Genomic DNA, 25395 nt, shown 5'->3' on the forward strand with positions numbered 1-25395 from the left:
ATCTTCCGGCCGGGCAAAAACACGGCTATAGCAGTCTGCCTGGTTCGATAATTCCCGCCCTTTACGCTTAGGTTCTACCCATGAGATGGATTTTTACGGTGCTGGCGATGTGGGCGCTCTGCGGCCCGGCGCGGGCCCAGCAGCGCTACTGGGACGCAGATTGCGACTCGCTGGCCCGGACGTTGCCACGGCAAACGGCCGACTCGGCCCGCCTGCGCACCCTCGTGCACCTGCTGGACCTGCGCCCCACCGGCGTCGAGGCCATTTCCTGGCTAGACCAGCTGCTGCTGCTGAACCAGCGCGAGCAGGCTATCGACGACGCCCCCTACCGCCGCCTGCGCGCCGGCCTGCAACTGTGGCGCCGCAACGTGCCCGCGGCCCTCGACACCATGAAGGCCGCCGTCAGCGAGTTTGACCGGCTGGAGCGTCCCATTCCGTGGCTGCTGATGAACCTGGTGGGGCTGTACAACGAGCAGAACAACATGGCGGCGCGAAAAAAATATTACGACGAGAAGCTGACGTTCTACCGCCTGCGCGGCGCCATCGAAAACATCACGGCCTGCTACGTGTCGCAGGGCGCCTACTACCGGCGCATGGGCGACTACAACCGGGCCATCAACAGCACCTTGCGCGCGGCCGACACGGCGCTGCCCTTCAGCCACAAGCTGCACATCAACGAGCTGATAGTGACCGGGGGCCTTTACGCCGACTGGGGCAACCACGACAAGGCCGTGCAATACCTGAGCCGGGCCCAGGCTATGCCGGAGTTCCGCCGCGTGCAGGGCACCAACCGGGTCTTTACTTTCCTGGCGCTGTCGAAGCTGTTTGTGCAGCAAAAGCATTTCCCCGCCGCGCTGCGCTCGGCCGATTCGGCCCTGGCCGCCCACGTGGCCGACCCCAGCGAGCAGCAAATGGACCGGGCCTGTGCCTTGGTGCAAAAAGCGGCCGTGCTGCTCCAGATGCACGCCCCGGCCCAGGCGGCGCCCTTGCTGCGCCGCGCGCAGCAGCTCGACGATTCTCTTGACCTGCCCATGTCCAGTGGGCCCGGCGAGTTTGAGCTGGACGCTACCTGGGCGCAGTACTACGCCGCGCAGGGCAACGACCGCGAGGCCGAGCAGCACTGGCTACTGGCCTACCAAAAGGCCACCCTGGCCCGCCTCGACCGCCTGCGGCCGAAATACCTGCAGGAACTGGCCGCCTTCTACGACGCCCGGGGCCAGCTGGTGGAAGCTCAGCGCTATTCGCGTGCCTACATTGCCCTGGCCGATACCTTCAAGGCTGCCCAGGCCGCCTTCAACGTGGCCCAGTACGAGGCCCAGCGTGTGGAACAGGCCCAAAGCAACCAGATAAACGACCTGCGGCAAGCCCAGGCCGTGCAGACCGAGCGCCTGCGCCTGCGCAACTGGCTGCTGCTGGGTGCCCTGCTGGTGGTGGCGCTGGTGTCGGGGCTGGGCGTGTTCATCTACCTGCAATTGCAAACCAACCGCCGCACCCTGGCCCAACTCCGCCACACGCAGTCGCAGCTGGTGCAGGCCGAGAAGATGGCGTTTTTGGGCGAGCTCACGGCGGGCATCGCCCACGAGCTGCAAAACCCGCTCAACTTCATGAAAAACTTCGCCGAAGTCAGCTCCGGCCTAGTGGACAACATGAACGGCAAGGACCCCGCCCGCTCCAAGGGATTGGAACAGGAAATTTTGAGCGGGCTGAAGCAGAACCTGCAACAAATCAGCCAGCACGGGCAGCGGGCCTCTTCCATCATCAAGGGCATGCTCGAGCATTCGCGTAGTGGCATCGGCCGGCGCGAACCCAGCGACCTCAACGCCCTGGCCGATGAGTCGCTGACATTGGCCTACCAGGGACTACGCACCGAGGACCAAGCCTTCGAGGCCCAATTGAATAAGGAATTCGACCCGCGCATGGGCACGGTGGCCGCCGTGCCGCAGGACCTGGGCCGGGTGCTGCTCAACCTGTGCACCAACGCCCTGCACGCCGTGCGCCAGCGCCAGCACGAAACCCGCCCCGACGCGGGCTACGTGCCCACCGTGGACGTGAGCACGCGCCGGCCCACCGGCCGCACCGTCGAAATCCGGGTGCGCGACAACGGCACGGGCATGTCGGCGGCGGTGCAGGCCCGGATATTCGAGCCCTTCTTCACCACCAAGCCCGCCGGGCAGGGCACGGGGCTGGGCCTGTCGCTGAGCTACGACATCATCACCAAGGGCCATGGCGGCACCCTCACCGTGGAAAGCCGCGAAGGCGAGGGCACCGAGTTTCTGATTGTGCTGCCCGGCTAGCGCCTGCCGGCGTGGCCCGCAGCTGTCGTTTCGATGGCTGCTGACCTCGGCGCGAAATCACAGTTCGTTCGCTGCTGATTAACATTGCCGGGAACTACGGCCGGGGAGCGCCCGGCCGGCAGCTGCTTTCCATTCATGGCTCATTACTCAAACAGCGACCTATTTTTTGTCACTCCCTTGGTGTATGGGATGGTGGGCGCCCTGCGCAAGTTCCTGGACCTGCCCCGTCGCCTACCCGTCTGGAACCGCGCCCTGAACTGGATTTGGGTGCCGGGCGCGGCGCTGTTTGTGGCGTCTCAGGCGTTGAATTTGCAAACCACGACGCTGGGCGACGTGTACTGGCTGTTGGCCCTGGGCGTGATAATGGCCATGCTGCTGGTGCTGCGCGACTACCGCCCGGCCCGCTCGCTGCTGCTGGCCATGGCGCCCTTTGTGCTCTACAAGCTGGTGGAATACGTGCTGGAAACGCCCCAGGGCAAAATTCCCAAACAGTACGATTCGGCCCTTGATACTTCGCAGGCCTTCGTCATCATTTGGCTGTTTACCTTCATTTTCATTGCCCGCAGCCAAAAAAAGCAGCTCGAAAAAGAGCAGGCCTTGCGCGAGGAGGAAGAGAAAGCCAAGCGCCTCATCGAGGCCCAGAACGCGCAGCTCGAACACCTGGTGGCCGAGCGCACCGCCGCCCTCACCAACCAGGCCGAAGAGCTGCGCACGGCCCTCACGGAGCTGCGTACTACGCAGGCCCAGCTCATTCAGAGCGAGAAGATGGCCAGCCTGGGCGAACTCACGGCCGGCATTGCCCACGAGATTCAAAACCCGCTCAACTTTGTCAACAACTTTGCCGAGGTGAGCGCCGAGCTGGTGACCGAGCTGGAAGAGGAGCGCGAAAAACCCGACCGCGACCTGGAGCTGGAAGCCGACCTGCTGGCCGACCTCAAGCAGAACCTGCAGAAAATTCACCAGCACGGCGGGCGGGCGGCCAGCATTGTGCGGGGCATGCTGGAGCACTCGCGCGCCAGCTCCGGCGAGCGGGTGCCCACCGACCTCAACCAGCTGGCCGACGAGTACCTGCGCCTGGCCTACCACGGCCTACGGGCCAAAGACAAAACCTTTAATGCCACCCTCAAGCCCGAGTTTGACCCCAGCCTGCCGCCCGTGGCCGTCATCGCCCAGGACCTGGGCCGGGTGCTGCTCAACCTGCTCACCAACGCCTTCTACGCCGTGAAGCAGCGCCAGCAAAAGGGCGAGCCCGGCTACGCGCCCACCGTGAGCGTGAGCACCCGGCGCGTGGGCGACGACGTGGAAATCCGGGTGCGCGACAACGGCACGGGCATGCCCGAGAGCGTGCAGGCCAAAATCTTCCAGCCCTTCTTCACCACCAAGCCCACGGGCGAGGGCACGGGGCTGGGCCTCTCGCTGAGCTATGACATTGTGACCCAAGGCCACGGCGGCACGCTGGCCGTGGAAAGCCGCGAGGGCGAAGGCACCGAGTTTGTCATTAGCTTGCCGGTGTAAAAACCTGTTTGGTTGCGTTGCTGCCTCCCTGCTGCGCCTGGGCCTGATGGCCTACGGTCGTGCGTTGCGCGGGCACGACGGCCGCCCGCAGCCGGACGGGGTTGGACCATTCGGGCCGGCTGGTGGAGCTGCACCGCCCTTTCCATTGTCGGCAGTGCCGCGTAGCTATGTTCACCTCCATTACCGACTACTTCATTCCCGCTGGCTTTACCGGTAGCCTCGACCTGCGGCGGCGGGTGCGCATCATCGTCAATACCGTGCTGCTCACCGGCCTGTTCTCAATCAACTTTATGTTGTTGTGCTGGTGGGGCGATTTGCTGCCGGGGCTGTACGTGCTGCTTTTTGGGGTGGTGAGCTTTGTGCTGTTGCTGTTTGGCTACCGCGCCGGGTGGTATTCGCACGTGGTGCTGGGCTATGCGTTTGTGTTTGTGGGCTACCTCACGGTGGCGGTGAACTCGGCCTACCAGGGCGGCTACTACGCGGCCACTACCTGGTGGCTGGGGCTATGCAGCGTCATTGCCACCTTCCTGCTAGGACGCCGGGCAGGGTTGATTTATTTTGGCCTGGGCCTGGCCACGGTGCTGGCTTTTTGGGGAGCGGAACAGCTGCACTACCGGTTTCCGAACCAGGTGCCGGCTGCCAAGGCTCAGTTCTGGCACCTCGACATCCTGGTGGGGCTGATGCTGATTCTGCTGGTGGTAACGCTGGTTTTTGACAGCATCAACGCCCAGGCGCTTCAACTCGTGGAAGCCCAGAACGCCCAGCTCGAGCAGTCGCTGGCCAACCTGCACGCCGCCCAGGCCCAACTGGTGCAGCGCGAGAAAATGGCCTTTTTGGGCGAACTCACGGCTGGTATCGCCCACGAGCTGCAAAACCCGCTCAACTTCATGAAGAACTTCGCCGAAGTCAGCACCGGCCTCGTCGACGACATCGACGGCCCAGCCGTGCCCCACGAACCTGGGGCTCGGCTCCAGGGCGAGATTCTGGCCGGTCTGAAGCAGAACCTGCGCGAAATCAGCCAGCACGGGCAGCGGGCCACGGCCATTATTAAAGGCATGCTCGAGCATTCGCGCACAGGCACCAGCCAGCGCGTACCCACCGACCTCAACGCCCTGGTGGAAGACAGCCTGCGCCTGGCCTACCAGGGCCTGCGCGCTAAAGACAAGACCTTTAGAGCCGAGCTCAACACCATACTCGCCCCGGCCCTGCCCCCGGTGGCCGTGGTGCCGCAGGACCTGAGCCGCGTACTCATCAACTTGCTCACAAATGCCCTTTACGCCGTACAGCAGCGCCAGCGCCAAGCCGACTCATCTTACCGCCCCGAGGTGACGGTGCAAACCAGCGCCGGCCCAGGCGGCGTGGAAATCCGGGTGCGCGACAATGGCACGGGCATTCCCGACGAGGCCCGGGCCAAAATCTTCCAGCCCTTCTTCACCACCAAGCCCACGGGCGAGGGCACGGGGCTGGGCCTCTCGCTGAGCCACGACATCATCGCCCAGGGCCACGGTGGCACGCTGAGCGTCGAGTCTCAACCGGGGAATTTCACCGAGTTTCTGATTAGCTTGCCACTTAATTAGGTGCGCCTGTTTCAGAACCACTTAGCGGTTTGTTTGTCTATAGGTTTTCTGGCTGGTCATATTGCCAACGCTCTCTTTGCCAGCAGGCATTTGGGCTTGTTTCTGGCCGGAAACCCCAACGCTAGTCAGCGGCCCGCGAAAGCAGCCGGCTGGCGTTGGGCCAACCGGCTAGGCCTTCTCAGAATAGGAATCTGCTTTTTCTCCATCCGCGTTTAACCGTCGATTCTTGCGCCAAATCGTTACGCTCTTTTCCGTGTTACTGCCTAAGTCCGGCTGGCGGCGGCTGGCGCTGATGGGCTGGTTGCTGCTCCTGCTCCCGGCTTCGGGGCGCGCGCTGCCGGCACCCGCGCCGAAGCCCCCACAAAGCCGGGCCGTGGACAGCCTGCGCCACCTGCTCTCGCTGCCCCAAACCAACTACGACCAGGTGCTGCTGCTCTGCCAGCTCAGCGACCAGCTCTGGACGCAGCGCACCGACTCGGCCGCCGTGTACGCCTACAAGGCCCTGAACCTGGCCCGCCGCATTGGCTACCGCCACGGCGAAGGCGAGGCCCTGAACCGCCTGGGCGCCGCCCTGCGCGAAAGCAACCTGGCCCGCGCGCTGGAAGTGTTTCAGAAGTCGCTGCGCATTGCCGAAGCCACCCACGACCGCGCCCTGGCCGCCCAGAACCTGCGCAGCATCGGCATCATCTACGTGTACCTGCGCGACCAGCGCCAGGGGCTGGCCTACTATTTCCGGGCCTTGCGCCTGGGCGAGGAGCTGCGCGACGACCGCCGCGTGGTGATTGAGCTGAGTAACATCGGGCTGGCCTACGACCTGTTCAACCAACTCGACTCGGCCCGTATTTTCCAGGAAAGGGCTTACACCCTGGCCCGGCGCCTGCACACGCCTACCAACTACATCCTCTACGGCTTGGGCAACGTGGCCCGCAAGCAAGGCCGCACGGCACAGGCCAAAGCCTTTTACCGGGCCAGCATCGCCGAGTCGAAGCAGGTGCAACACCTGCGCAGCCTCAATTTTGCCTACGTGGGCCTGGCCACGCTCTACCAGCAGCAGGGCCAGGCCGATTCCAGCATCTACTACGCCCGCCTGGGCTGCCAGGCCGCCCAAACCAACGGCTTCCTGCGCGGTGTGCTCAACGCGAGCAACTTGCTCACGCAGGACTTTAAGGCCCGCCGCAACGCCGACAGCGCCCTCAAGTACCAGAGTTTGAAAATCCTGATGCAGGACACGCTCTTTGGCCAGGAAAAAGTGATGCGCCTGCAAGCCCTCAACTACCGCGAGCAGCAGCGCATGCAGGAGGCCGCCGCGGCCCAGGCCGCGCTCAAGGCCCGCTACCGCACCTACGCCCTGGTGGCGGGGGTGGTGGCGCTGCTGGCCCTGGCCTTGCTGCTAGGCCGCCACGCCCGCCAGCAGCAGCGGGCCCGCGAAGCCCTGGAGCAGTCGTTGGCCGAGCTGAAAACGGCCCAAGACCAATTGGTGCAGCGCGAGAAGATGGCCTTTTTGGGCGAGCTGACGGCCGGCATTGCCCACGAGCTGCAAAATCCGCTCAACTTCATGAAAAACTTCGCCGAAGTCAGCTCCGGTTTGGTCGACGATATCAAAGGCGAGGGCCCGGCCCGCTCCACGGGGCTAGAGCAAGAAATATTGAGCGGGCTGAAGCAAAACCTGCAGCAAATCAGCCAGCACGGGCAGCGGGCCACGTCCATCATCAAGGGCATGCTCGAGCACTCGCGCGCGGGCACCAGCCAGCGCATGCCCACCGACCTCAACGCGTTGGTCGACGACAGCCTGCGCCTGGCTTACCAGGGCCTGCGCACCAAAGACAAGGACTTCAGCGCCGAGCTTAGCACGCATTTCGACGCCGCATTGCCCGCGGTAACCGTGGTGGCCCAGGACCTGGGGCGCGTGCTCATCAACCTGTTCACCAATGCCTTTCATGCCGTGCAGCAGCGCCAGCGGCAAGGCGCCGACTCGGACTACCAGCCGCAAGTGAGCGTGAGCACCAAGCGGGTGGGCAATGACGTGGAAATTCGGGTGCGCGACAACGGTGTGGGCATTCCCGACGGCATCAGGGCCAAAATATTCCAGCCCTTTTTCACCACCAAAGCCGTGGGCGAGGGCACCGGTCTGGGCCTCTCGCTGAGCCACGACATCGTGACCACCGGCCACGGCGGCACCCTCACCGTGGAAAGCCAGGAAGGCCAGGGCACCGAGTTTGTGGTGCGGCTGCCGGCCTAGCCGCTGCTGTTCCGCCGCAGGGAATACGGTTAGAGCAATTCCCCCAATTCATCCTGCATTAGAAAGGCAACGGGCGGCTTTACCTTTGAAGCAACCAAATTCAATAAGGAATCTACCCATGCAAATCCTGGTGGTTGACGATGAAACCGATGTGCGCGACTTGTTCCAGCAGCGCTTCCGGCGCGAAATCCGGAGCGGCGAGTGGAGCTTCAGCTTCGCGTTTTCGGGCGAGGAGGCGCTGGATTTTCTGCGCCAGCACCATTCCGAGGTGCTCATCATCCTCTCCGACATCAACATGCCCGGCATGAGCGGACTCGACCTGCTGGGCCACGTGAAGGAGGAGTTCGAGATGCCGCCCACCACCATGATGATGATTACGGCCTACGGCGACGACGACAGCCACCGGAAGGCGTTGGCCTTAGGCGCCCACGATTTTTTGAGCAAGCCGGTGGATTTTGCCGTGCTCAAGGAAAAGCTGGCGCATTTGCGGCCGGCTTAACGGAGACAGCCCGGCAGCAGGTCATGCCGAGCGCAGCGAAGCATCTCGCTTGTGGCAGTAATTTTAATCCCGTGGTTTACTATTGCACTTGCACGCGAGATGCTTCGCTGCGCTCGGCATGACCGTTCCCAACGCGTGGCCACTGCTCCATTATAATCAGTTGTATGAAAACTAAAATTCTGGTGGTCGACGACGAAACCGACCTGGAGCTGCTGATTAAACAGAAATTCAGACGCAAGATTCGGGAGCAGGCCTACGAGTTTGTGTTCGCCACCAACGGCGAAGAAGCCTTGGCGCGCATCGACGAGCACCCCGATACCGACATCATCCTCTCCGACATCAACATGCCGGTGATGGACGGGCTGACCCTGCTCACGCGCACCCACTCCGAGCACCCGGCCATGAAAACGGTCATCGTGTCGGCCTACGGCGACCTGGGCAACCTGCGCACCGCCATGAACCGCGGCGCCTTCGACTTCGTGGTGAAGCCCGTGGACTTCGCTGACCTGGAGGTGACCATCGAAAAAACCGCCGACCAGGTGCGCCAACTGCGCGAAACCCTGCGCGCCATCCAGGAAAACAACATCCTGAAGATGTACGTGGATGAAACGGTGCTCAACTTCATGACCCGGCCCGACTTCGAGAACCGCCTGCTGGCTTCCGAAACCGTGGAAGCCACCGTGGTTTTCCTCGACATCTGCGGCTTCACGGCCTTGGCCGAAAAGCTAAACCCCACCGACGTGGTGAGTTTGCTCAATACTTACTTCGACCTGATTGTGAAGGAGGTAATCGCGCAGGGCGGCCACGTCGATAAGTTCATGGGCGATGCCGTGATGGGCGTGTTCCGCGGCGAGCACCACCTCGACCGCGCCATTGATGCCGCCCTCTCGGCCCGCGCCGCGCTGAAGAACAGCGAAACGCCGCTACCCCAAGGCTTCGACTACCGCCCCGAAGTGAGCATCGGCGTGAACACCGGCGAAGTGGTCTCGGGCAACATCGGCTCGGCCTCGCTCAAGCGCCTGGACTACACCGTCATCGGCGACGTGGTGAACATGTCACAACGCCTGCAGTCGGCCGCCAAAGCCGGCCAGATTATCATCAGCGAAGCCGTATATGAGCGGGTGAAAGAGTCGTTTCACTGCCAGTTTGTGGGCGAAGTGACGCTCAAGAACAAGGCGCTGCCGGTGAAGATTTACGAAGTGGTGGAATAGCCATCTTACCTGTCATGCTGAGCGCAGCGAAGGACCTTATCACGCAACAATGACTTGTTCAGCCGTGATAAGGTCCTTCGCTGCGCTCAGCATGACACTAGGGGTGGCTTACCCTGCCAGCTCCCGCATCTTCTCGTTCTGGGTGCGAATGCGCTGGCAGAGCATGCGCAGGATGTTGCGCAACACCTCGGCGCGCTCTTCCATCACGTCGTAGAAGTCCTCCTGGTCGATGCGGAAAGCCAGCACCTGGCTCAGCGCCGCGGCCGAGGCGGAGCGGGGCTCGGCATCGAGCAGGGCCAGCTCGCCGAAGAAGTCGCCGGGGCCGAAGGTGGCCAGCTGCTGCTCGCCGTTGAAGATGCCTACCTGCCCGTCGTGCAGGATGAAGAGCGAGGTGCCGATGTCGCCCTTGGCAAAGATTTCCTCGCCTTCGTGGAACGTTACCTCTTTCATGATAGGCACAATGCTGCTGAGCACGTTTTCGGGCGTGGAGGCAAATAGGGCGGTGCTTTTGAGCACCACCACGCGCTCCAGGGCAGAGACGCGGGTTTCGGATGTGGCAGCGTGGCTCATGGAAATGGGCGAAATGGATAGCGGCCGGCCGGTAAGGGCTTCCAGCGCGCGGCCGGCTAGCAGGGCGCTTTCTTGCAGCAGCGCCAGGGGCGAGTGAAGGTAGGGCCGGAGCAGCGCCTCGGCGTCGGGTTCGGTGGGTTGCCAGTGGCGCAAGGCCACGCTCAGCGTCCAGGTGGTGAAGGCGGCCGGGCCGCGGCGTAGCAGCAGCGTCGGCAATGGCTCTTCGGCCACGGCCAGCGCGGGTGCCACTGGCGGCGCTATGGCACTGCCCGCGGCAGCTGCGGGGCCAGCCGGGGCCGGGTGGTGAATGGCTACACCGGCGCTGGTGAGCGTGGCAAAAATGCGGGCCTTTTCGGCCAGCGGGGTGTCGTCAAGCAGGGTTTGCAGCCCCTGATAAATAGTGCGCGGAATCAAGTTGTCGAGAATTTCGAGGGCGTTGGCCTGGCGCTCGCGGGCGGCGTGGGCTACGTTGCGCTGGGCCGTGGCCACCGACTCCGCATCGTACAGTTGGGCCAGCAGGCCGAACACCCGCTGGTGCAATAGCTCAAACTCGTACTGCACGGGGGCCTGCAGGGCCGGGCGCGGGTCGGCCACCAAGCCGCGCAGCAATTGGGCGGCCAAGCCAAATTCTTCGCGCAGCAGGCGTTCAAACAGCGGCGTTTCGGCAGGTTCGGCCGGGAAGCGGCGCAGGGCCCGCAGCGCTACCAAGCGGGAAAACAGGTTGGGCCGCTGGGCCAACTCGACCAGGGCGGCGCGGCTGGCGGGCGCGTCCAGGCGCTCGAGCACGGTGGTGAGGCGGTGGGTAATGGCATTGCCGGGCTCGTGTGCAAGGGCTTCGCGCACCAGCGGCACCACGGCGGGGCCTAGGGCCACAAGGCTGTCGGCGGCAGGCTGCCAGCGCTGCTTGTCGCCCAGGGCATGCAGCAGGTAGGGCGCCAGAGCGGTATGCCCCACGGTGCCAATGGCGGCCAGCGCCGCCTGAGCTTCGGCCGCATCGGTACTGCCGAGGCTGCGCTCCACTAGCTCAATCTGCACATCGAGCGGAAAAAAAGCCAGCAGCGCCAGGGCGGCGCGGTGGGTGGCCGGGGTGGCGGCTAACTCGCCAAGGTTAGCTTGGGCGGCGGCGTGCTGGGGGGTGGTTTCGAGGCTGCCGCGCAGGGCCCCCTGGCGCACGGCCAGGTCGGTGCTTTCTAATAGAGCCGTCAGTGTGGAAACCTCAGGCGCAGCGGCGGCAAACTCGCGGGCGGCAGCTTCGCGCACAGCAGGGGCGGGGTCATGGTGGGCGAGCTGCTGCAGGGTGTCGAGGGGTAGGGGGCGCACTTCGGGGGTGGCCAGCAGGGCCAGGCGCACCCGCTCGTCGGGGTGCTGGAGCAGGGCAGGGGCGTGAAGGGCCAGAGCTTGGGGCTCGCGCTGGTGCAGCCAGCTCATGGCATTCAGTACTTCGAGCGGGTGGGCGCTTTGCAAGTGGCCAAGCACCACCTGGCGCGCGGCGTCGGGCAGGGCCAGGTCGGCGGTTTCGGCGAAGCGGCGGCCCAGGCCTTCCTTCAACTCGGCCAGGTAGCTGCGGTAGGTACGGGCCAGCAACAACAGCGCCAGCAGCAGCAAGGCACCCATCCAAATGAAAGGCGCTACCCCGCTGAGCCAGCCAGTGTAGCGGAACATGAAAAACAGTAGCCCCGTGAGGCCCATGCCTAGCGGCTCATAAAAGCCCTTGGCCAGCGTGTGCGCGGCCAGGCGCTGCTGCGGCGCCAGCGGCTGAAACAGCACTAGAAACACCGGGTCGAACACGGTGCGGCGCAGCACTTCCAGTAGCAAATACAGGCCGCAGAAAAAGGCCAGCTGGCCGGTTTGGGAGTAAGCGCCTGTGGCTTGCAAGCCCCCGAAAATGGCCAGCGCTGCCAGCGCCACCACCGGCAGTAGCCGCAGCGACCATTGCACGCCGTATCGCTCCAGGGCCTGCCGGCTCACCAGCAGCTTGAAAAACATGGCCGCGAGGTAAGTGCCGCCCAGCACCCAGCCCACCGAGCGCATCACGTCTTCCGACGCGTGAAACTTATGCTTCACATTGAGGAAAAACATGTACTCGACGCCCGTAAGCACGGCCCCGATGGCCAGCAAACTCATGCACATGGCCAGCACCAGCTCGCTGCCGCCAAACAGCTGCCGGGCCAGCTGGCCCGGCGCCCGCTGGGGCCGCCGCACCGGCCGGGCAGCGGCCTCCACCACGTGCGAGCCGAGCGTGGCGCGCAAGGCAAACAACGCCGCCAGATACGCCGCAAACGACACACCTAGCAGCACTGGCAGCTGGGCATCGCCGTGGATGAGGGCGGCCAGCAAGGCGCCCAGGGCCTTGGCCGGCATATCGCCCGAGCTGATGACGCTGAACAGGCGCTTGCTCTGGCGCACATCAAACACCACCGCCGACACGCCCCAGAATTCCAGGTTGGTGAGCAGATAAATAACCCGATAGCCGGCCATTATGGCCACCGCAGCCGCCACCGAGTGGCCGAATACCACCAGCGCGCCCACTGCGCCCACTAGTGCGACCACGGCCAGCAGCACGCGCACGGCCAGCTTTTTCAGCAGCAGGTGGTGCTCGAAGTAGGTGTAGATTTTGCCCACGGCCATCATGGCGGCGGCGCCGGCCAGGTAGCCGAGGGGCAGGCTGAGCTCGGGCTCGTGCTCCAGCAGCAGCACGTTAGCCGCCACGTACACCAGCACCGAACCGATGCCGAGCAGGAAGTTGTGCAGCAAAAACAGCCCCACGGTGCGGGTTTCGCTGGCTTTGATGCCGAACAGGCGTTGAAGGGAGGTGGCCGAGAGCATGCAGAAAGAACGGCCGGCACCACCGGGCACAGCCGTTGCCAAAGATACGGGCGCAAAAAGCCGCGCCGCACAACGGCCCACGCGGCCCGCTCCTTTAGCGCCTCGCGGCGGGCGTGGGCGGAAAGGTGAGCAGGAAGGATGTGCCGAGCCCTTCGATGGAATTCACTTCGATGGCGATGTCGTGCAGGTCGGCAATGGTGCGGGCGATGCTCAGGCCCAGGCCATAGCTGTCGGCATCGGCCGCGGCGCCTTTGTCGAAGCGGTGAAAGAGGTGGGGCAGCTGCTCCTTGGCAATGCCCTGGCCGGTGTCGCGCACTTCCAGCACGTAGCCCCGGCCGGTGGGATCGGGCCGGCCCAGTAGGTACACCTGCCCGTTTTCGCGGTTGTACTTGATGGCGTTGCTCACCAGGTTGAACAGCAGCGTGAATAGCAGCCCGCGGTTGCAGCGCTCCACCACAAAATCGGGCTCCACAAGGCAGGTGAGGGTTAGGTTCCGCACGGCCAGCCGGTCCTGCACTTCCTCGCTCACCTCGGCCGTCAGCTCTTGCAGGCGCACGGAGTCGGTGCGGGTAAACTGGTCATTCTCAATCTTAGAAATCATGAGCAAAGACTTGATAATGGTGCGCAGGCGGTGCACGGTGCGTTGCGACTCCACCACGCGCAATTGGTTTTCTTCCGACAGGCTTTCGTCGGCCAGCATGTTGTCGAAGCGGTATTGCAGGGCAGCCAGCGGCGTCAGCAGCTCGTGCGAGGCATCGGCAATAAACTTGCGCTCCTTGCTGAACGAGGCCTGAATGGTGGCCATCATCTCGCGCAGGCTCTCGTCGAGGTAGCGGAAGTCGTCGGTGCTGGTTTCCACCGGGTCAAAATCGAACGCCGGCGGGTAATGGCTGTTGCGCAGCCGCTGCCGGATGATGGTGTAGAACGGCGCCAGCAGGTAGCGGAAAAAAGCCAGGTCGGCGAGCGTGGTGAGGGCCACGCCCAGCAGCAGCAGGTAGAAGGCGTAGCGCCGGAAGTTGCGTTCCGTTTCGCCGATACTGTCGGTGCTGCGCCCGATTTCGAGTAGGTAATTCTGCCCGTTCTGGGCAAAGGAGTAGCTCAGCACGCGGTAGGGCACGATTTCGTCTTCCACAGCCCGCTTCGAGTCCTCGATGACGTCGATTTTGGGCCCTGGCACAATGGTTTCGAGCGAGATGAACTCCTCCTTGAGCAGGTTGTAGCTGCCGTAGGACGACTGCTCGCCGGCAATGAAGGCCGAAATGCCAGTTCGCCGAATCAGGCGCAGCACCTTCTCCTTTTTCTGCACCAGGCGCTGGTCGGTGGCCAGCAGGGCCAGGCGGCTCATCACCGGCGGCAGCCCCACCACCAGCAGCAGCAGAATGGCCACCCGGGACAGGGCATTGAACAAGGAAAATTTGGTGCTGAGCTTCAAAGCAATGCGAGTGAAGAGCCGAGGTGGGAAGCGCGCAAGCTACAGCCGGGCCCGGTAGCCCATCCCCCGCACGGTTTCGAGCCAGTCGGTGTCGGCGTACTGGCCCAGCTTCTTGCGAAGGTTCTTAATGTGGGCGTCGATGAAGTTGGAGTCGAAGCCGGTGTCGGCCAGGTTTCCCCAGATGTGCTCGGTGAGCTGCAGGCGCGTCAGCACGCGGTTTTTGTGCAGCACGAGGTAGCTCAACACGTTGAACTCCTTCACCGACAAGCTCACTTCCTGCCCCGCGCAAAACAGCTGCCGCGTTTGCAAGTCCAGCTCAAACGCGCCGCAGGCCACCCGGGGCTTGTGCAGCCCAAAGCGCCGCCGCGTGATGGCGTGCATGCGGGCCAGTAGTTCGGGCAGCGAGAAGGGCTTGGCCAAATAGTCGTCTGCGCCCAGCTCCAGCCCGCCGATGCGGTCTTCCACGGCCGAGCGGGCCGTGAGGATGATGACGGCGGCCGTCAGCTCGTTTTGTTTGGCTTCGGCCAGCACCTGCAGGCCGTCGCCGTCGGGCAAGCCCAGGTCGAGTAGCACGAAGTCGAAGGGGGTGTCGGCCAGTTGGGCGCGGGCTTCGGCGGCCGTTCGGGCCACCGTGCAGGCAAAATTGTGGTTGTGCAGGAAGATGCCCAGCTCGCGCGCTAGGGTGCGCTCGTCTTCCACAATCAAAACGGTCATGAGCGAAGTAAAAACAGACCCGCCGTGCGGTTACAGGTTGAGGGAAAGGCTGGTGGTGAAGTAGGAGCGCGCCCCGGAGGCATCCTCCGGCAGCAGGTTCACGGGAATGGCGTAGCGCCACGCCACCTGCAGCGCCACCACGCCCAGCGAATAGGTCACGGGCACGCGCAGCTCGTAGTTGAGCACCTGAAAGCGCGTCTTGGTGGTGGTCGCGAGGGTCGTTTTGCCGCTGCCACTGTTGCCGCGGCCGTTGCCATTGCCGCGCTGCACCTGCTGCACTAGGCTGGTTTCGGCAAAGCGCTGCGTCCCAGCTGTCACGCTCACGCGCGGCTCGATGGACAGGTAGCCTTTGTCTGTGAGCACCTTCTCGAACTCGAAGTTGCGGGAGTTATCGAGCACCAGAAAAAAGTCGCTGGTTTCGCCGAACAGGTAGGCTGCGTTCAGGCGGGTGTACACGTAGCCCCAGTCCCAGCCCACGTAGCCATCAATGGAGTTGTTGACGCTGGACTTGACGAGCGGGCTGTTGGGCGCAAACAGAAAGCGCGAGTAGCTTACCGAAGCATCCACCGTTTTCGATAAGTCGCCATCCCAACCGGCCGACAGGTCGGTTTCGTCCAAAAAAGTACTGGTGTTGAGCAGGTTGTAGCCCACTGCCGAGCCCCACACGCCCCAGCGGCTTTTATAGATGAGTTCGCCGGCTGTGTAAGGGTAGCGCGTGGTTTGGGTGCGGCCAAAAAACGACGAGTTGCTGCCGTAGCTCAGCGCCGCCGTGAAGCCGCCGTGGGCCGCGCTAGCATCAGCTGGGGTGGCCGAGCTGCCGGTTGGCAGCCCGCTGCCCACGTCCTGCGCGGCCGCAGGCCGGCCACTCAGGCACTGACCAAGAAACACCAACAGGACAGCGGTTCGGTAGAAAAAGCGCATGGATAAGCCCGTTGTCGTTATCGATGCCCGCGCCCCGCGCCTACTGAGCGGCCCACGCCCCCTGCCCCGGCTCCGCGGGCACCCCGGCCGCCACCGGCCCCGGCGCCCTGACTGCCGCGCGCCCCGCGGGCGCTCCGCTCCGGCCGGCTGCCCCGGGCCGACGCGCTGTTGCCGGGGTTTTCGGAGGCACCGTCATCCACCCGTTCGGGCTTGGGCTTGCGTTCGGTTTGGGGCACGGCTTTCACGGGTGGCTCGGTGCCGGGCGCGGTCTGCGCCGGGGCTTGGGCCACAGGCTGCGCGCCTTGGGCAAACTCGGGCACGGCCTGGGCCTGCGCCCGGGCAGCCCCGAGCAGCAGCCCCAGAAAAAGAAAGCGAAACACGATTTTCATGATAAGCAAACCCGGTTTCCCGGCAGAATGGAAGGAGGCAAATTACAACGTAGCAAAGCCCGGGTGGCTGCTAAGCGACAAAGCCGGCCGCACCCCCGAGTAGCTCAGAAGCGCGGCCGGCGCATGTGCGATGGGCTTTTAGTGGCCGTGGCCGCGGCCACCGCCGTGGCTGCCGGCGCTGTGGCCGCCGCCCAGATGGCCCCCGCCGGCATGGCTGTGCTCGCCGCGGGCGCTGCGGGTGGCGTGGTCGACGCCTCGGCCACTGCGGGCCACGGCGCTCACGGCGGCGCCTTTGTCGGCACCGGTCAGAGTAGTGGTCTGGGCCACGTTGCTCACGGTCTGGCCGTGGTTGGCGGGGGCGCCGGCTTTGCCGTCGCGTTCATCGTCAGCATCGTGCTGGCGGGTGGTGGCTGGCTTCACGGCGTGCGAGGCGGAAGCGGGGGCTTGCGCCATTGCGGCCACGGTGCACAGCAGCGCAGCAGCGGAAAAAAGCATCTTTTTCATGAGTTGGAACTGATAAGAAGGTGAAGAATGAAACAAACCTATCAGGCCAACATGATGCGAAAATGATAAAACGCCAGACTGGGTTGCGGGCCAGATTAGATGATATTTGGCAGCTGGGCTCCATGTCCCCACCAAGCGCAAAGCCCTGCCTTCCCATAAGCCAAATGGCAGGGGAGGCGGGGCTCGGCAAACGAGATACGAAGCCCCTTGCGTGCATCGGCTTTGCTTCATGAATTAATACACCTTGAGCTGCCGGCTGAAGCTGGTGTTGCTTTGCTCGTTCCAGGGTAAATGGCTTCGGCCGTGAGGCTGAACGTTACTGTCTTCTTCTGTTGCGGCGCTCGGTTGATGCGCTCGAAGGCTTTGAGCTGCTTCTGCGGCATGGCTGCCTTGGCGAGCATGCTGTAGTGGTTCTCGTCGAGGTAGATGGCTTGCTGGGCCGGGTTCACCACCAGCGTGTCTTCGGGCGCGGCTTGGGCCGTCAGGCTATGGCCCAGCAGGCTGGCCAACAGCAAACCCGTGCTCAAAACGAGCTTCAGCAGCTTCTTGCCAAACCCACCGCGCGGGCTCCGAGGCTACGCGTAAATATGTGCCTATTGCGTAAGGCGTCTAAAATACAGAAAGCCCACCGGCTTTGGGCCGATGGGCTTTGCTGCCGGCGGGTTGCAGCCGGTTACAGCCGGTTACAGGCGGAACTGGGCGCCCACTTTGATGCCGAAATTGTTGGTGTTGGGCACGTCGCGGTAGGTGAGGCGGTGAATGAAATCGACGCGGATGAACTTAAAGATGTTTTCCACGCCGTAGCCCACTTCCACGTAGGGGGTCGAAATCTGGCCGGGCAGGTCGGGCGAGTCGCGGTTGATGCGGCGGCTGCGGTCCGAAAGTTTGCCGTAGAGCACGTTGCCAGTGGCCACAAAGCGCCAGTTGAGGGCGCGCAGGCCGGGAATGGCGTTGATGAACAGGCCTTCGAAATGGTGGTCGAGGCGCAGCGAGGCCGAGCGGTCCGTCACGAACTCGAAGTAATTCATCAGGTTGAACGCGTTGGCGTTGTAGAAGGGCGTCTGGTTGCCCAGCGGCGTTTTCAGGATGAAGTAGGGCAGGGCCGTGGGAATGTAATTGCCCTCGGCGCGGTAGGTGAGGCGGCCCAGCTGGCCCAGCGACACGCTGTGCTGCACCGACAGGTTGAACTTGTGGTACATGAAGTTGCCATGCGTCCAGTCGATGGCGCCCAACGTGTAGCGGAAGCCAAACACCGGCCAGCGCTTCAGGCCCACGGCCCGGCGGCGGTTTTCGCTCTGCACCAGGTTTTCGTCGGGCGCGTAGCGCGATTCCGACACCAGCTCGCTCAGGTGTAAAATGTTGGAGCCGGGTTCGTCGGTGGGCATGGGAGCACCGGGGCCGGAAGGGCGGGAGTGAATTTCAAACAGCGGGTTGACGTACTGGTAGCGCAGCGTCATGGTCTGCGTGAAGCCGTGGAACAGGTCGCGCTGCATGCTGAACGACGTGAGGTCGCGCAGTACCGGGCGGCCCTGCTTGAAGCGGCCCCAGCGCGAGGCCGCAATGAACAAGTTGTTGTTGTCGAGGAAGTCGTTGTCGAGCAGAGCGGCCTGCTCCACGTCGTGCTTAAACTCGCCGGAAAACACCGTCCAGTGCCGGCGTTCGGCAATGTAGCTCACCCGCGCGCCGTACTTGAAGCGGCCGTCGAGGGTGCCGTAGGCCAGGTAGGCTTGGGTGAGCCAGTTGTGGCTAATTTCGGGTGTGGTACGGAAGCCGATGCGGAAGCGGTTGCCCTCAAAGTCGTTGTGGGCATACAGGGTCGAGATAGGACCAAAATCGAGTTTGCCCACGCGCTTGTAGCCGTTCACCAGCAGTTCAACCCAGTCGAGCACGTTGCGCACCGACGGCAGCGACTTGGCCGAGTCGAGCACGGCAAACGTCTGCTGCTCCGAAAGGCTCAGGGTGTCGGGGCGGTGCTGGTCGAAATAGCCCGGCCCATTGGGCGACAAACCACCCAGCAGTCCGCTGGATTTGTCGTCGGTTTCCATCAGCGACGACACGATGGGCTGGTCGTAGAAGCCGGATTCGGTGTGCACCTTGTTGCGCACAATATTGCTGTTCACCGTGGTGAAGCGTACCAGCATGGCCGCCTGCTTTTCGTAGGGCCGCACGCTGATGAGCAGCTTGGTGCGGGCCGCAATGCCGGGGCCGTCGTCGGGCGAGGTCAGGTCCTGGTAGATGCGCAGGTCGCTCACGAAGTTGATGTTGGCTTCGGGGCTGGCTACCACGTCGATGCGGCGCAGCGCGTAGCCCTGCTGCGTAATCCAGATGGTGCCCTTAAAAGCCAGGTCGTGGCTGCGCTTGGGCGTTACGGCAATCTTGTAGCACCAGTCTTTGCCCACAAACACCGAGTCCTGTAGCTCGTACTCGTAGGTGAGGCGGCCGCCTTCGGCGATGGGCGAGATGAAGTCCTTGCCCAGCACGTTCTGCCAGTTGGGGTAGAAGTCGAAGCTCTGAAAGTTCGAGCCCAGCATCTGGCTCAGTACCGAGCCCTCGCGGGGGCCGACGCCACGCATCTGCTTGTGCAGTAGGTCTTCGCGCCGGCGCAGGGGCGAGTACTTCTGATACACGCGCGAGCCCACTTCCGAGGCAAATACGGGCAGCGGCGCGTCGGGGTCGGCGGCGGCCACGGCGCCGCGCCGCACGGCCAGCGCCCGGATGTCTTTCACCACCTTGCGGTTCGAGAGGGACTTAGGCAGGTCGATGAGGCTGGTTTCGATGCGGTTATAAGAGTCGAACTCGGCTGCTTGCAGGGCGTTGCGCTCGTTCTCGGGCTTGTGCTTCTGCACTTCGCGCAGGATGCGGAAGGCGGGGTTTTCGGGTTGGCGCGACGACACGAAGACCTCGCCCAGGGTCACCCCACCGGTTTTCATCCGAAACAGCACCGTTTGGGTGGGGGCGTTGGTGAGCTTGCGCCGCTGGGTGGCAAAGCCCATGGCCGACGCTGCAATGGAGTCGGGCGAGCCGGCCACGGCCAGCTTGAACTTGCCGTCGGCATCGGCCGTAACGCCGCTGCTGGTTTTGGGGATGAAGACGGAAGCAAACGGCACCGGCTCGCCGTTGACGGCTTCCACCACCTGGCCGCTTATGATGATACGCTGGGCTGCGGCGGGCAATACCAAGAGGCAGGCCAGGAGCAGCGGAGCAAGAAATTTCATAGAAAGTAGTAAGGAGCCAAATACCTGGACGAGTAGTAGTCTCGCAATTTACGCAAAGCAAGGGTGGCTCCCAACTAGTTCCGCGGCCAGCGGAGAAAAAAAACGGATGAACGGTTAAACCTGCTGGATGAATTGTTGTCGGGGGCGGCTAAATAGAAAAGCGCGGATAGTGAGGACTTGCTCACCATCCGCGCCTGTTTAAGTTGCAACGCTGCAAATTCAGCTGTCTATTGCCGGGCAGTCGCAGCAGCTGGGCCGTACCGGTTATTTGATAACGATGGCGCCGTTGCCGCTGGTGGGCTTGCGCTGCTCGCCCGCCGCCAGCAGGCCGCGGCTCATGCCAAACGCAAAGCCCGGAGTGCTATTGCTTAGCCCCGTGATGTTCCCGCCGCCGGCTGCTACCAGGTTGCCACCGCCCGCAGCTACCACATTGCCACCGCCGGCCGCCACCACGTTGCCGCCGCCCGCGGCCACCACGTTGCCCCCCGCATTCAGTACCGACACGGCCGAAACCTGGTTGCCGCTGAGAATGGCCATGGCAAAGTTGCCGTTGGAAAGGGGCGCGTAGCCCACGCGCGTGCCGCTGTTCAGGAATTGCTGCACGTAGCCCACCAACTCGTTGTAATTGCCCCAGGAGCCATTATTATAGAGCTTGATGTTGCATTCGCAGATTTCGCCCTGGCCCACGGGGTTGCGCCTCGCCACCTGTTGGTAGGCTTTGGCAATCCAGGGGTCGCGGCATTGAGCCGAGGCGCTGAGGGGTTGGCCCGCCAGCGCCAGCAGCGCGCCAAACAGCAGAGGGGTAAGAATTTTGGACATCACGAGATAAGTGAAAGGTGGGAAATGAACACCCAGCGCCGCGCGGGCAGCACCGGTAGCCACCAAGCTAGCCGCCCCGATGGGGCCTGCCAACGCTCGTCTAGCAAGCCCCGCAAAAAGTCGACGGCCTTGGCCACGCGTCGGCAAAGACGGACGTGCCTTTCAACTACATCATCAATGAAGGCCTGCGTACGGGTCGGCGCTGGCTTCAACCAGCCATATCTCGGTGCCGACCGGAAGCCGGTCGGCTTCCAGGTCCAGCAGTAAGCCCCGCTCGGGGGCGGGCGCGTCGGAGCGGGTCAGCTCTTCCACGGTGGCCACGGCGGGGTGGCGGCCTCCGTCGGGCAGGGCCGCTTCCACGGGCAGGGCTGTGTGCAGGGGGTAGACGGCCAGAGCTGGCGCGGGCTTTTCGGGCAGCACCAGCATGCCCAGGCCTGGCAAAGGCCAGGCGGCGGCCACGCGCAGCAGCAAGACGGCTGGCGCTGGCATTATACTTCCACTTTGAGCGTAGCCGGACCTTTTGTTACCTCGAACAGCTCGCCGTGGGGTACAATGGTAATCTGGCCGTATTCCTGGAGCAGCATCTTGTAGCTGGCGGCCACGGGACGCGGCTTGCGGTCCAAATCGTAGAGGCCGCAGGCGTTCACCTTGCCCACCTGGCGGCTCAGGCCAATGTCCCAGTCCACCTGGTCGATGAGCGAATACCAAGTGAAGCCGAGCACCGGCACGCCCTCAGCGCGCATGCGAAGAATGTTCACCCACTGCTTCCAGAGCCAGGTGGGGGCCTCGTGGGCCGAAAAAACGTTGGTTTCGGTGTGCATCACGGGCTTGCGGTAGCGCCGGTAGTATTCCAGCGTGATGTTGTACCAGCCCAGCACGTCCATGCTGGTGCACTCGGTGCCATCGGGCAGGATGATGCGCTCGTTGCGGCCGTAGTAGTCGTTGCCCATAATCTGGTAGCCGGGCGGCTCGCCAGCCATAAACCAGTCGTACTCGCGCCGGGTCAGGCCGTTGTCAAAGAGGTAGTTCAGCACATCGCCGTCGGGGTGGTGGGCATACAGCAAATCGAGCGACACGAAGCGCAGCTTGTTATCCAGCGTAATCTGCGGCGAGGGATTGGAGCGCAGCTCGTGCACAAACTCGGCCGATTCGCTTTGCACGATGATGCAATCGGGCCGGCGCTGGGCAATTTGCTGGGTAGCCATGATGCTGGCCGCCACCAGGTGCTTCATGGCCGTTACAAAGCCGCGGTCCGTCTTCAGCTGCTCGTTCCAGATGCCGTCTTTGCCGCTCATGCGGGCCGTCACGTAGATTTCGTTGATAGGCGTGTAGTACCGCACCCAGGGGTATCGCTCGGCCACGGCGGCGGCGTAGTCGGCGAAGTGCACGGGCAACTCGGGGTTCTGGAAATTGCCCAGCCAGTCGGGCACGCCAAAGTGCAGCAAGTCCAGAATGGGCGTGATTTCGAGGCGCTGCAGCTCGGCCATTACCTGGTCGGCAAATTCCCAGTCGTAGCGGCCGGGGCCGAGGTGGGTTTTGTGGTAGGGCAGGCCGTAGCGCAGCACCTTTAGGCCCAGCTCCTTCACTAAGGCAAAATCCTCGCGCCACCGTTCGTAGTGCCCGCACTCCTGCAACAGGTCGCGCCGGATGCGGCCGTGGTCGATGGTGGGGTTCGAGCACTCAATGCCGGTGGCGAACATGAAGTTGTTGGGCTGGCCCGTGGGCAGGCCGCGCCCGTCGTGCCCGCGCGCCCCGCCAAACTCGTCGCCTGCGTAGCCGCCGTCGCCGTACTTCTCCTTGATGTGGGTGAGGAAGGTTTTCATGAAAGAATAGTTGTCAGTTGCTTGTTGTCGGTTGTCAGGCTGTTCAAGGAGTAGTCATTGACTAACAACTGACAACGAGCAACTAACAACCAGAATCAAACGTCGCGCCGCTGCTGTTGCTCCAGAAACTTGTCGGCGGTGCGCAGGCTCAGGGCCATGATGGTCAGAGCCGGGTTCACGCTTAGGGCGCTGGGGAAAACGGAATTGTCGGCGATGTAGAGGTTGGGCACGTCGAAGGCGCGGCCGTTGGCGTCCACCACGGCATCATCGCCGCTCAGGCCCATGCGCGCCGTGCCGATGACGTGCGCGTAGCGCTGAAACGCCCAGATGTCGGTGGCGCCGGCCGCTTCCCAGATGCTGCGCATCGTCTTCTCGGCGTGGGCGTTCATGCGCTGCTCGTTTTCCTGAGCGGTGAAGTGCAGGCGCGGCTTGGGCAGGCCGCGGGCGTCCTTTTCCTCGGCCAGTTCCAAGAAGTTGTCGGCGTGCGGCAGGCAGTCGCCCAAGATGTTGATGCCGGCAATGTGGTTGAAGTTGCGCATGTAGTCGCGCAGGGGCTGGCCCCAGAGCTTGCGCCCGCGTGCTACCTGCCCGGCAAACGTCACAGGCATCACGCCAATGCTTTGCAGCAAGTACCCGCCCGCGAAATCCGCATCCTGCGGCCGGTGGGTGTCTTGCGAAATCAGGCCGCCCGGAATGCCCTTGTTGGGCCGCACTTCCTCGGCAAAGGTGCCGAACACCTGCAGGCCGGGGTGGGCCATGAGGTTTTTGCCCACTTGCCCGCTGGTCAGAGCCAACTCGTTCAGCAGCAGCAAGCGAGGTGTTTCCACCGAGCCGGCGCACAGGAACAGATGGCGACAACGCTGGCGCTTCTGCTCGCCATTCTGGGTGTACACCACACCGGTGATGTAGCCCCGCGCGTCGCGCTCAATCTCCGTCACGAAGCTGTTGGGCCTGATGTCGGCGCCGTGCTTCACGGCCAGCGGAATGAAGGTGACGTCCATGCTGGCCTTGGCGCCGTTGAAACAGCCGGCCTGGCAGAAACCGCGGTTGGTGCAGGCCTCGCGCCAGCCCACGCCCTCCTGGTAGTAGCGCCCCGACAGCGCCGCATTGGCCGCCGGCGAGGTACGAATGCCCACCTTCTCGGCACCACGCACCATTAGCTGGGCGGCGCTATTGAGTGGCAGCGGCGCCAGCGGGTAGCCCTTGCGGCGGGTCGGGCCCCAAGGGTAGGGCGTGGGGCCCGAGATGCCCAGAAACTGCTCCAGTTCCTCGTAGTACGGTTCCAGCTCCTGGTAGCTCACCGGCCAGTCTTCGCCCCGGCCAAAGTCGCGCCGCAGGCTCAGGTCGTCGGGCAGGGGGCGGGGCGTGTACGCGGTGTAGTGCAGTGTTGAGCCGCCCACGCCCATGCCGGAGTTGTTTTTGCCCATGGCCAGCGGGTCGTGGCCCGCCGAGAGCCGCTCGTCGTTCCAAAACAAGAAGTCTTGCGCCCTTTCATCGGTGGCAAAGTCCTTCTCAGGGTTGTGCCAGGGGCCAGCTTCGAGGGCCACCACTTTCAGGCCGGCCATGGCCAGGCGGGCCAGCAGTGGCGCGCCGCCCGCGCCCAGCCCTATCACCACGCAGTCCACCTCGTCGGCTTCGGGCTCCACGGCCTGGGGCTGTTCCAGCGGAGTATCAACGGGCGTTGCGGCCGCCGGAGCAGGCTCGTCGGCCAGCAGCGCGCGTAGCAGCGGGTCCTGCACTTCGGGCTTGATGGGGTTGAGGACGCCTTCTTCGAGAACTTCTTCGTCGGGCATGGATATCAATATGTTTGAGGAGGAAATCGGCTGTCATCCTGAGCATAGCGAAGGACCTTATCAAGCCTGAATACCTTGCAGTATTTTGCTGCTGACGTGATAAGGTCCTTCGCTATGCTCAGGATGACAGGGACGGCTCCCGGTCTTCTTTCTGGTTGAGGCCGATTTTCGTCCAGGCGGGCAGGTCGGCCATGCCTACGTAGCCAATTTCTTCCTGGGCCAGCGGGTGGGCGTAGTAGGTTTCGGTCAGCTCGGCCAGCAGCTCCTCGAAGAAGCGGCCTGCATCGAGGGTTTGCCAGGTGGCGCCGGGTGGGTTGCCGGTAGCCAGTGCCTTCAGCACGGCGTCTTGCCCGGTAGTATTCAGGTCCGCGAAATTGGCCTGGAACAATGCCTGCGCAATTTCCTGAATGCCGCCGAGGCCCAGCCGGTAGGCCTCGCGGTCGGGCGGCAGGGCGTCGTAGCGCCAGCCGTCGGCGCGGCCTTCGGCCAGGCGCTGGTCCACGGCCGGGGCCAGCGGCACAGGCTGCGTGGGCCGGTCGGGCTGCGGGAAGAGGCGGGCGGCCACGGCTTCGAGCAGCGCGTAGGCGTCGGGGGCCAGAAACTGCGGCACGTAGGCTGCGGGCGCTTCGAGCCGGGCTTGCAAAGCGGCGCGGGTGGCTTCGGAAACGTGCGAGCTGTCCAGAAGGGCGCGCACGGTGCCGCTTGGGTATTCGGGAGTGAGCATATAAGGAGCTTGGGCTGACAGCCGCACCGCCAGGAACGGCTCAGCTAATACTCCTTACGAGGGAAGCCCATCCAAAGGGTTCAACTTTTGGGGTTTATTTCTTAAACAAAATTCATAAAAAGAGCAGCCAGTTTGCGGGCCGGCTGCTCCTAGAAACCAGAGGAAATGAACGGGCTTACTTGAACAAAGCCAGTGCTTTGATAAAGGTTTGCGACACGCCCCAGGCCAGGGGCAGGCCCACCACCAGCCAAGCCAGCACCACCGAGCCGCCGCTGCTAGTGTCGGCCGTCGTGGCCGGCGGCGTAGGGGAATTGGATTGCGGATTCATAA

20 protein-coding genes are annotated in these 25395 nt (G+C 63.6%); 6 read left to right on the plus strand and 14 right to left on the minus strand.

Annotated elements, in window-relative coordinates; all coding sequences use genetic code 11:
* Positions 1-80: 80 nt before the first annotated feature.
* From I2I01_RS23185 to I2I01_RS07320, 6 genes are all read left to right on the plus strand, one after another.
* The gene (locus I2I01_RS23185) at positions 81-2294 is read left to right on the plus strand and encodes an ATP-binding protein (RefSeq protein WP_211537863.1); all 2214 of its coding nucleotides are present in this window, start codon (positions 81-83) and stop codon (positions 2292-2294) included.
* A gap of 135 nt (positions 2295-2429) precedes the next feature.
* Complete coding sequence (locus I2I01_RS07300; protein WP_211537864.1) at positions 2430-3809, plus strand: ATP-binding protein; 1380 nt, start codon at positions 2430-2432, stop codon at positions 3807-3809.
* A 167-nt stretch (positions 3810-3976) separates the two neighbouring features.
* On the plus strand, positions 3977-5386 hold the full coding sequence (locus I2I01_RS07305; protein WP_196285800.1) for a sensor histidine kinase: 1410 nt from the start codon (positions 3977-3979) through the stop codon (positions 5384-5386).
* Between the two features lie 253 nt (positions 5387-5639).
* Complete coding sequence (locus I2I01_RS23190; protein WP_211537865.1) at positions 5640-7625, plus strand: ATP-binding protein; 1986 nt, start codon at positions 5640-5642, stop codon at positions 7623-7625.
* Between the two features lie 118 nt (positions 7626-7743).
* A complete protein-coding gene (locus I2I01_RS07315) occupies positions 7744-8124 on the plus strand; it encodes a response regulator (protein WP_196285801.1) in 381 nt (126 codons plus the stop codon).
* Between the two features lie 164 nt (positions 8125-8288).
* Positions 8289-9335 carry an adenylate/guanylate cyclase domain-containing protein gene (locus tag I2I01_RS07320; protein ID WP_196285802.1) on the plus strand — a complete coding sequence of 349 codons (1047 nt, stop codon included), beginning with the start codon at positions 8289-8291 and terminating at the stop codon, positions 9333-9335.
* A 108-nt stretch (positions 9336-9443) separates the two neighbouring features.
* Here the strand turns inward: I2I01_RS07320 and I2I01_RS07325 are convergent, their stop codons facing one another.
* The 14 genes from I2I01_RS07325 to I2I01_RS07390 form a co-directional block, all read right to left on the minus strand.
* Entirely contained in the window at positions 9444-12731 is a 3288-nt protein-coding gene (locus I2I01_RS07325) for a cyclic nucleotide-binding domain-containing protein (RefSeq protein WP_196285803.1), read from the minus strand.
* Between the two features lie 94 nt (positions 12732-12825).
* On the minus strand, positions 12826-14163 hold the full coding sequence (locus tag I2I01_RS07330) for a sensor histidine kinase (RefSeq protein ID WP_196285804.1): 1338 nt from the start codon (positions 14161-14163) through the stop codon (positions 12826-12828).
* A 39-nt stretch (positions 14164-14202) separates the two neighbouring features.
* Positions 14203-14877 (minus strand): response regulator transcription factor, encoded by a 675-nt coding sequence (locus I2I01_RS07335; RefSeq protein ID WP_196285805.1) that lies wholly within the window; start codon positions 14875-14877, stop codon positions 14203-14205.
* Positions 14878-14907: 30 nt separating this feature from the next.
* Positions 14908-15798 carry a hypothetical protein gene (locus tag I2I01_RS07340; protein ID WP_196285806.1) on the minus strand — a complete coding sequence of 297 codons (891 nt, stop codon included), beginning with the start codon at positions 15796-15798 and terminating at the stop codon, positions 14908-14910.
* A gap of 17 nt (positions 15799-15815) precedes the next feature.
* Positions 15816-16187 (minus strand): hypothetical protein, encoded by a 372-nt coding sequence (locus I2I01_RS07345; RefSeq protein ID WP_196285807.1) that lies wholly within the window; start codon positions 16185-16187, stop codon positions 15816-15818.
* A 138-nt stretch (positions 16188-16325) separates the two neighbouring features.
* Positions 16326-16691: a hypothetical protein gene (locus I2I01_RS07350; RefSeq protein WP_196285808.1), complete on the minus strand. Its 366-nt coding sequence runs from the start codon at positions 16689-16691 to the stop codon at positions 16326-16328.
* 227 nt (positions 16692-16918) lie between these two features.
* On the minus strand, positions 16919-17218 hold the full coding sequence (locus tag I2I01_RS07355; protein ID WP_196285809.1) for a fibronectin type III-like domain-contianing protein: 300 nt from the start codon (positions 17216-17218) through the stop codon (positions 16919-16921).
* Between the two features lie 156 nt (positions 17219-17374).
* Positions 17375-19906, minus strand: coding sequence for a DUF5686 and carboxypeptidase-like regulatory domain-containing protein (locus I2I01_RS07360; protein ID WP_196285810.1), 2532 nt, complete (start codon positions 19904-19906; stop codon positions 17375-17377).
* 264 nt (positions 19907-20170) lie between these two features.
* Positions 20171-20725: a hypothetical protein gene (locus tag I2I01_RS07365; protein ID WP_196285811.1), complete on the minus strand. Its 555-nt coding sequence runs from the start codon at positions 20723-20725 to the stop codon at positions 20171-20173.
* 174 nt (positions 20726-20899) lie between these two features.
* Positions 20900-21214 carry a hypothetical protein gene (locus I2I01_RS07370; RefSeq protein ID WP_196285812.1) on the minus strand — a complete coding sequence of 105 codons (315 nt, stop codon included), beginning with the start codon at positions 21212-21214 and terminating at the stop codon, positions 20900-20902.
* Positions 21214-22548 (minus strand): family 1 glycosylhydrolase, encoded by a 1335-nt coding sequence (locus I2I01_RS07375; RefSeq protein ID WP_196285813.1) that lies wholly within the window; start codon positions 22546-22548, stop codon positions 21214-21216. Before I2I01_RS07375 ends, I2I01_RS07370 begins: the two co-directional genes overlap by 1 nt.
* Positions 22549-22643: 95 nt before the next feature.
* Positions 22644-24341 carry a GMC family oxidoreductase gene (locus I2I01_RS07380; protein ID WP_196285814.1) on the minus strand — a complete coding sequence of 566 codons (1698 nt, stop codon included), beginning with the start codon at positions 24339-24341 and terminating at the stop codon, positions 22644-22646.
* A gap of 118 nt (positions 24342-24459) precedes the next feature.
* The gene (locus I2I01_RS07385; RefSeq protein ID WP_196285815.1) at positions 24460-25065 is read right to left on the minus strand and encodes a gluconate 2-dehydrogenase subunit 3 family protein; all 606 of its coding nucleotides are present in this window, start codon (positions 25063-25065) and stop codon (positions 24460-24462) included.
* A gap of 175 nt (positions 25066-25240) precedes the next feature.
* A complete protein-coding gene (locus I2I01_RS07390; RefSeq protein ID WP_196286736.1) occupies positions 25241-25393 on the minus strand; it encodes an MFS transporter small subunit in 153 nt (50 codons plus the stop codon).
* Positions 25394-25395: the final 2 nt, after the last annotated feature.

Source organism: Hymenobacter properus (assembly GCF_015694735.1).
Taxonomy (GTDB): domain Bacteria; phylum Bacteroidota; class Bacteroidia; order Cytophagales; family Hymenobacteraceae; genus Hymenobacter; species Hymenobacter properus.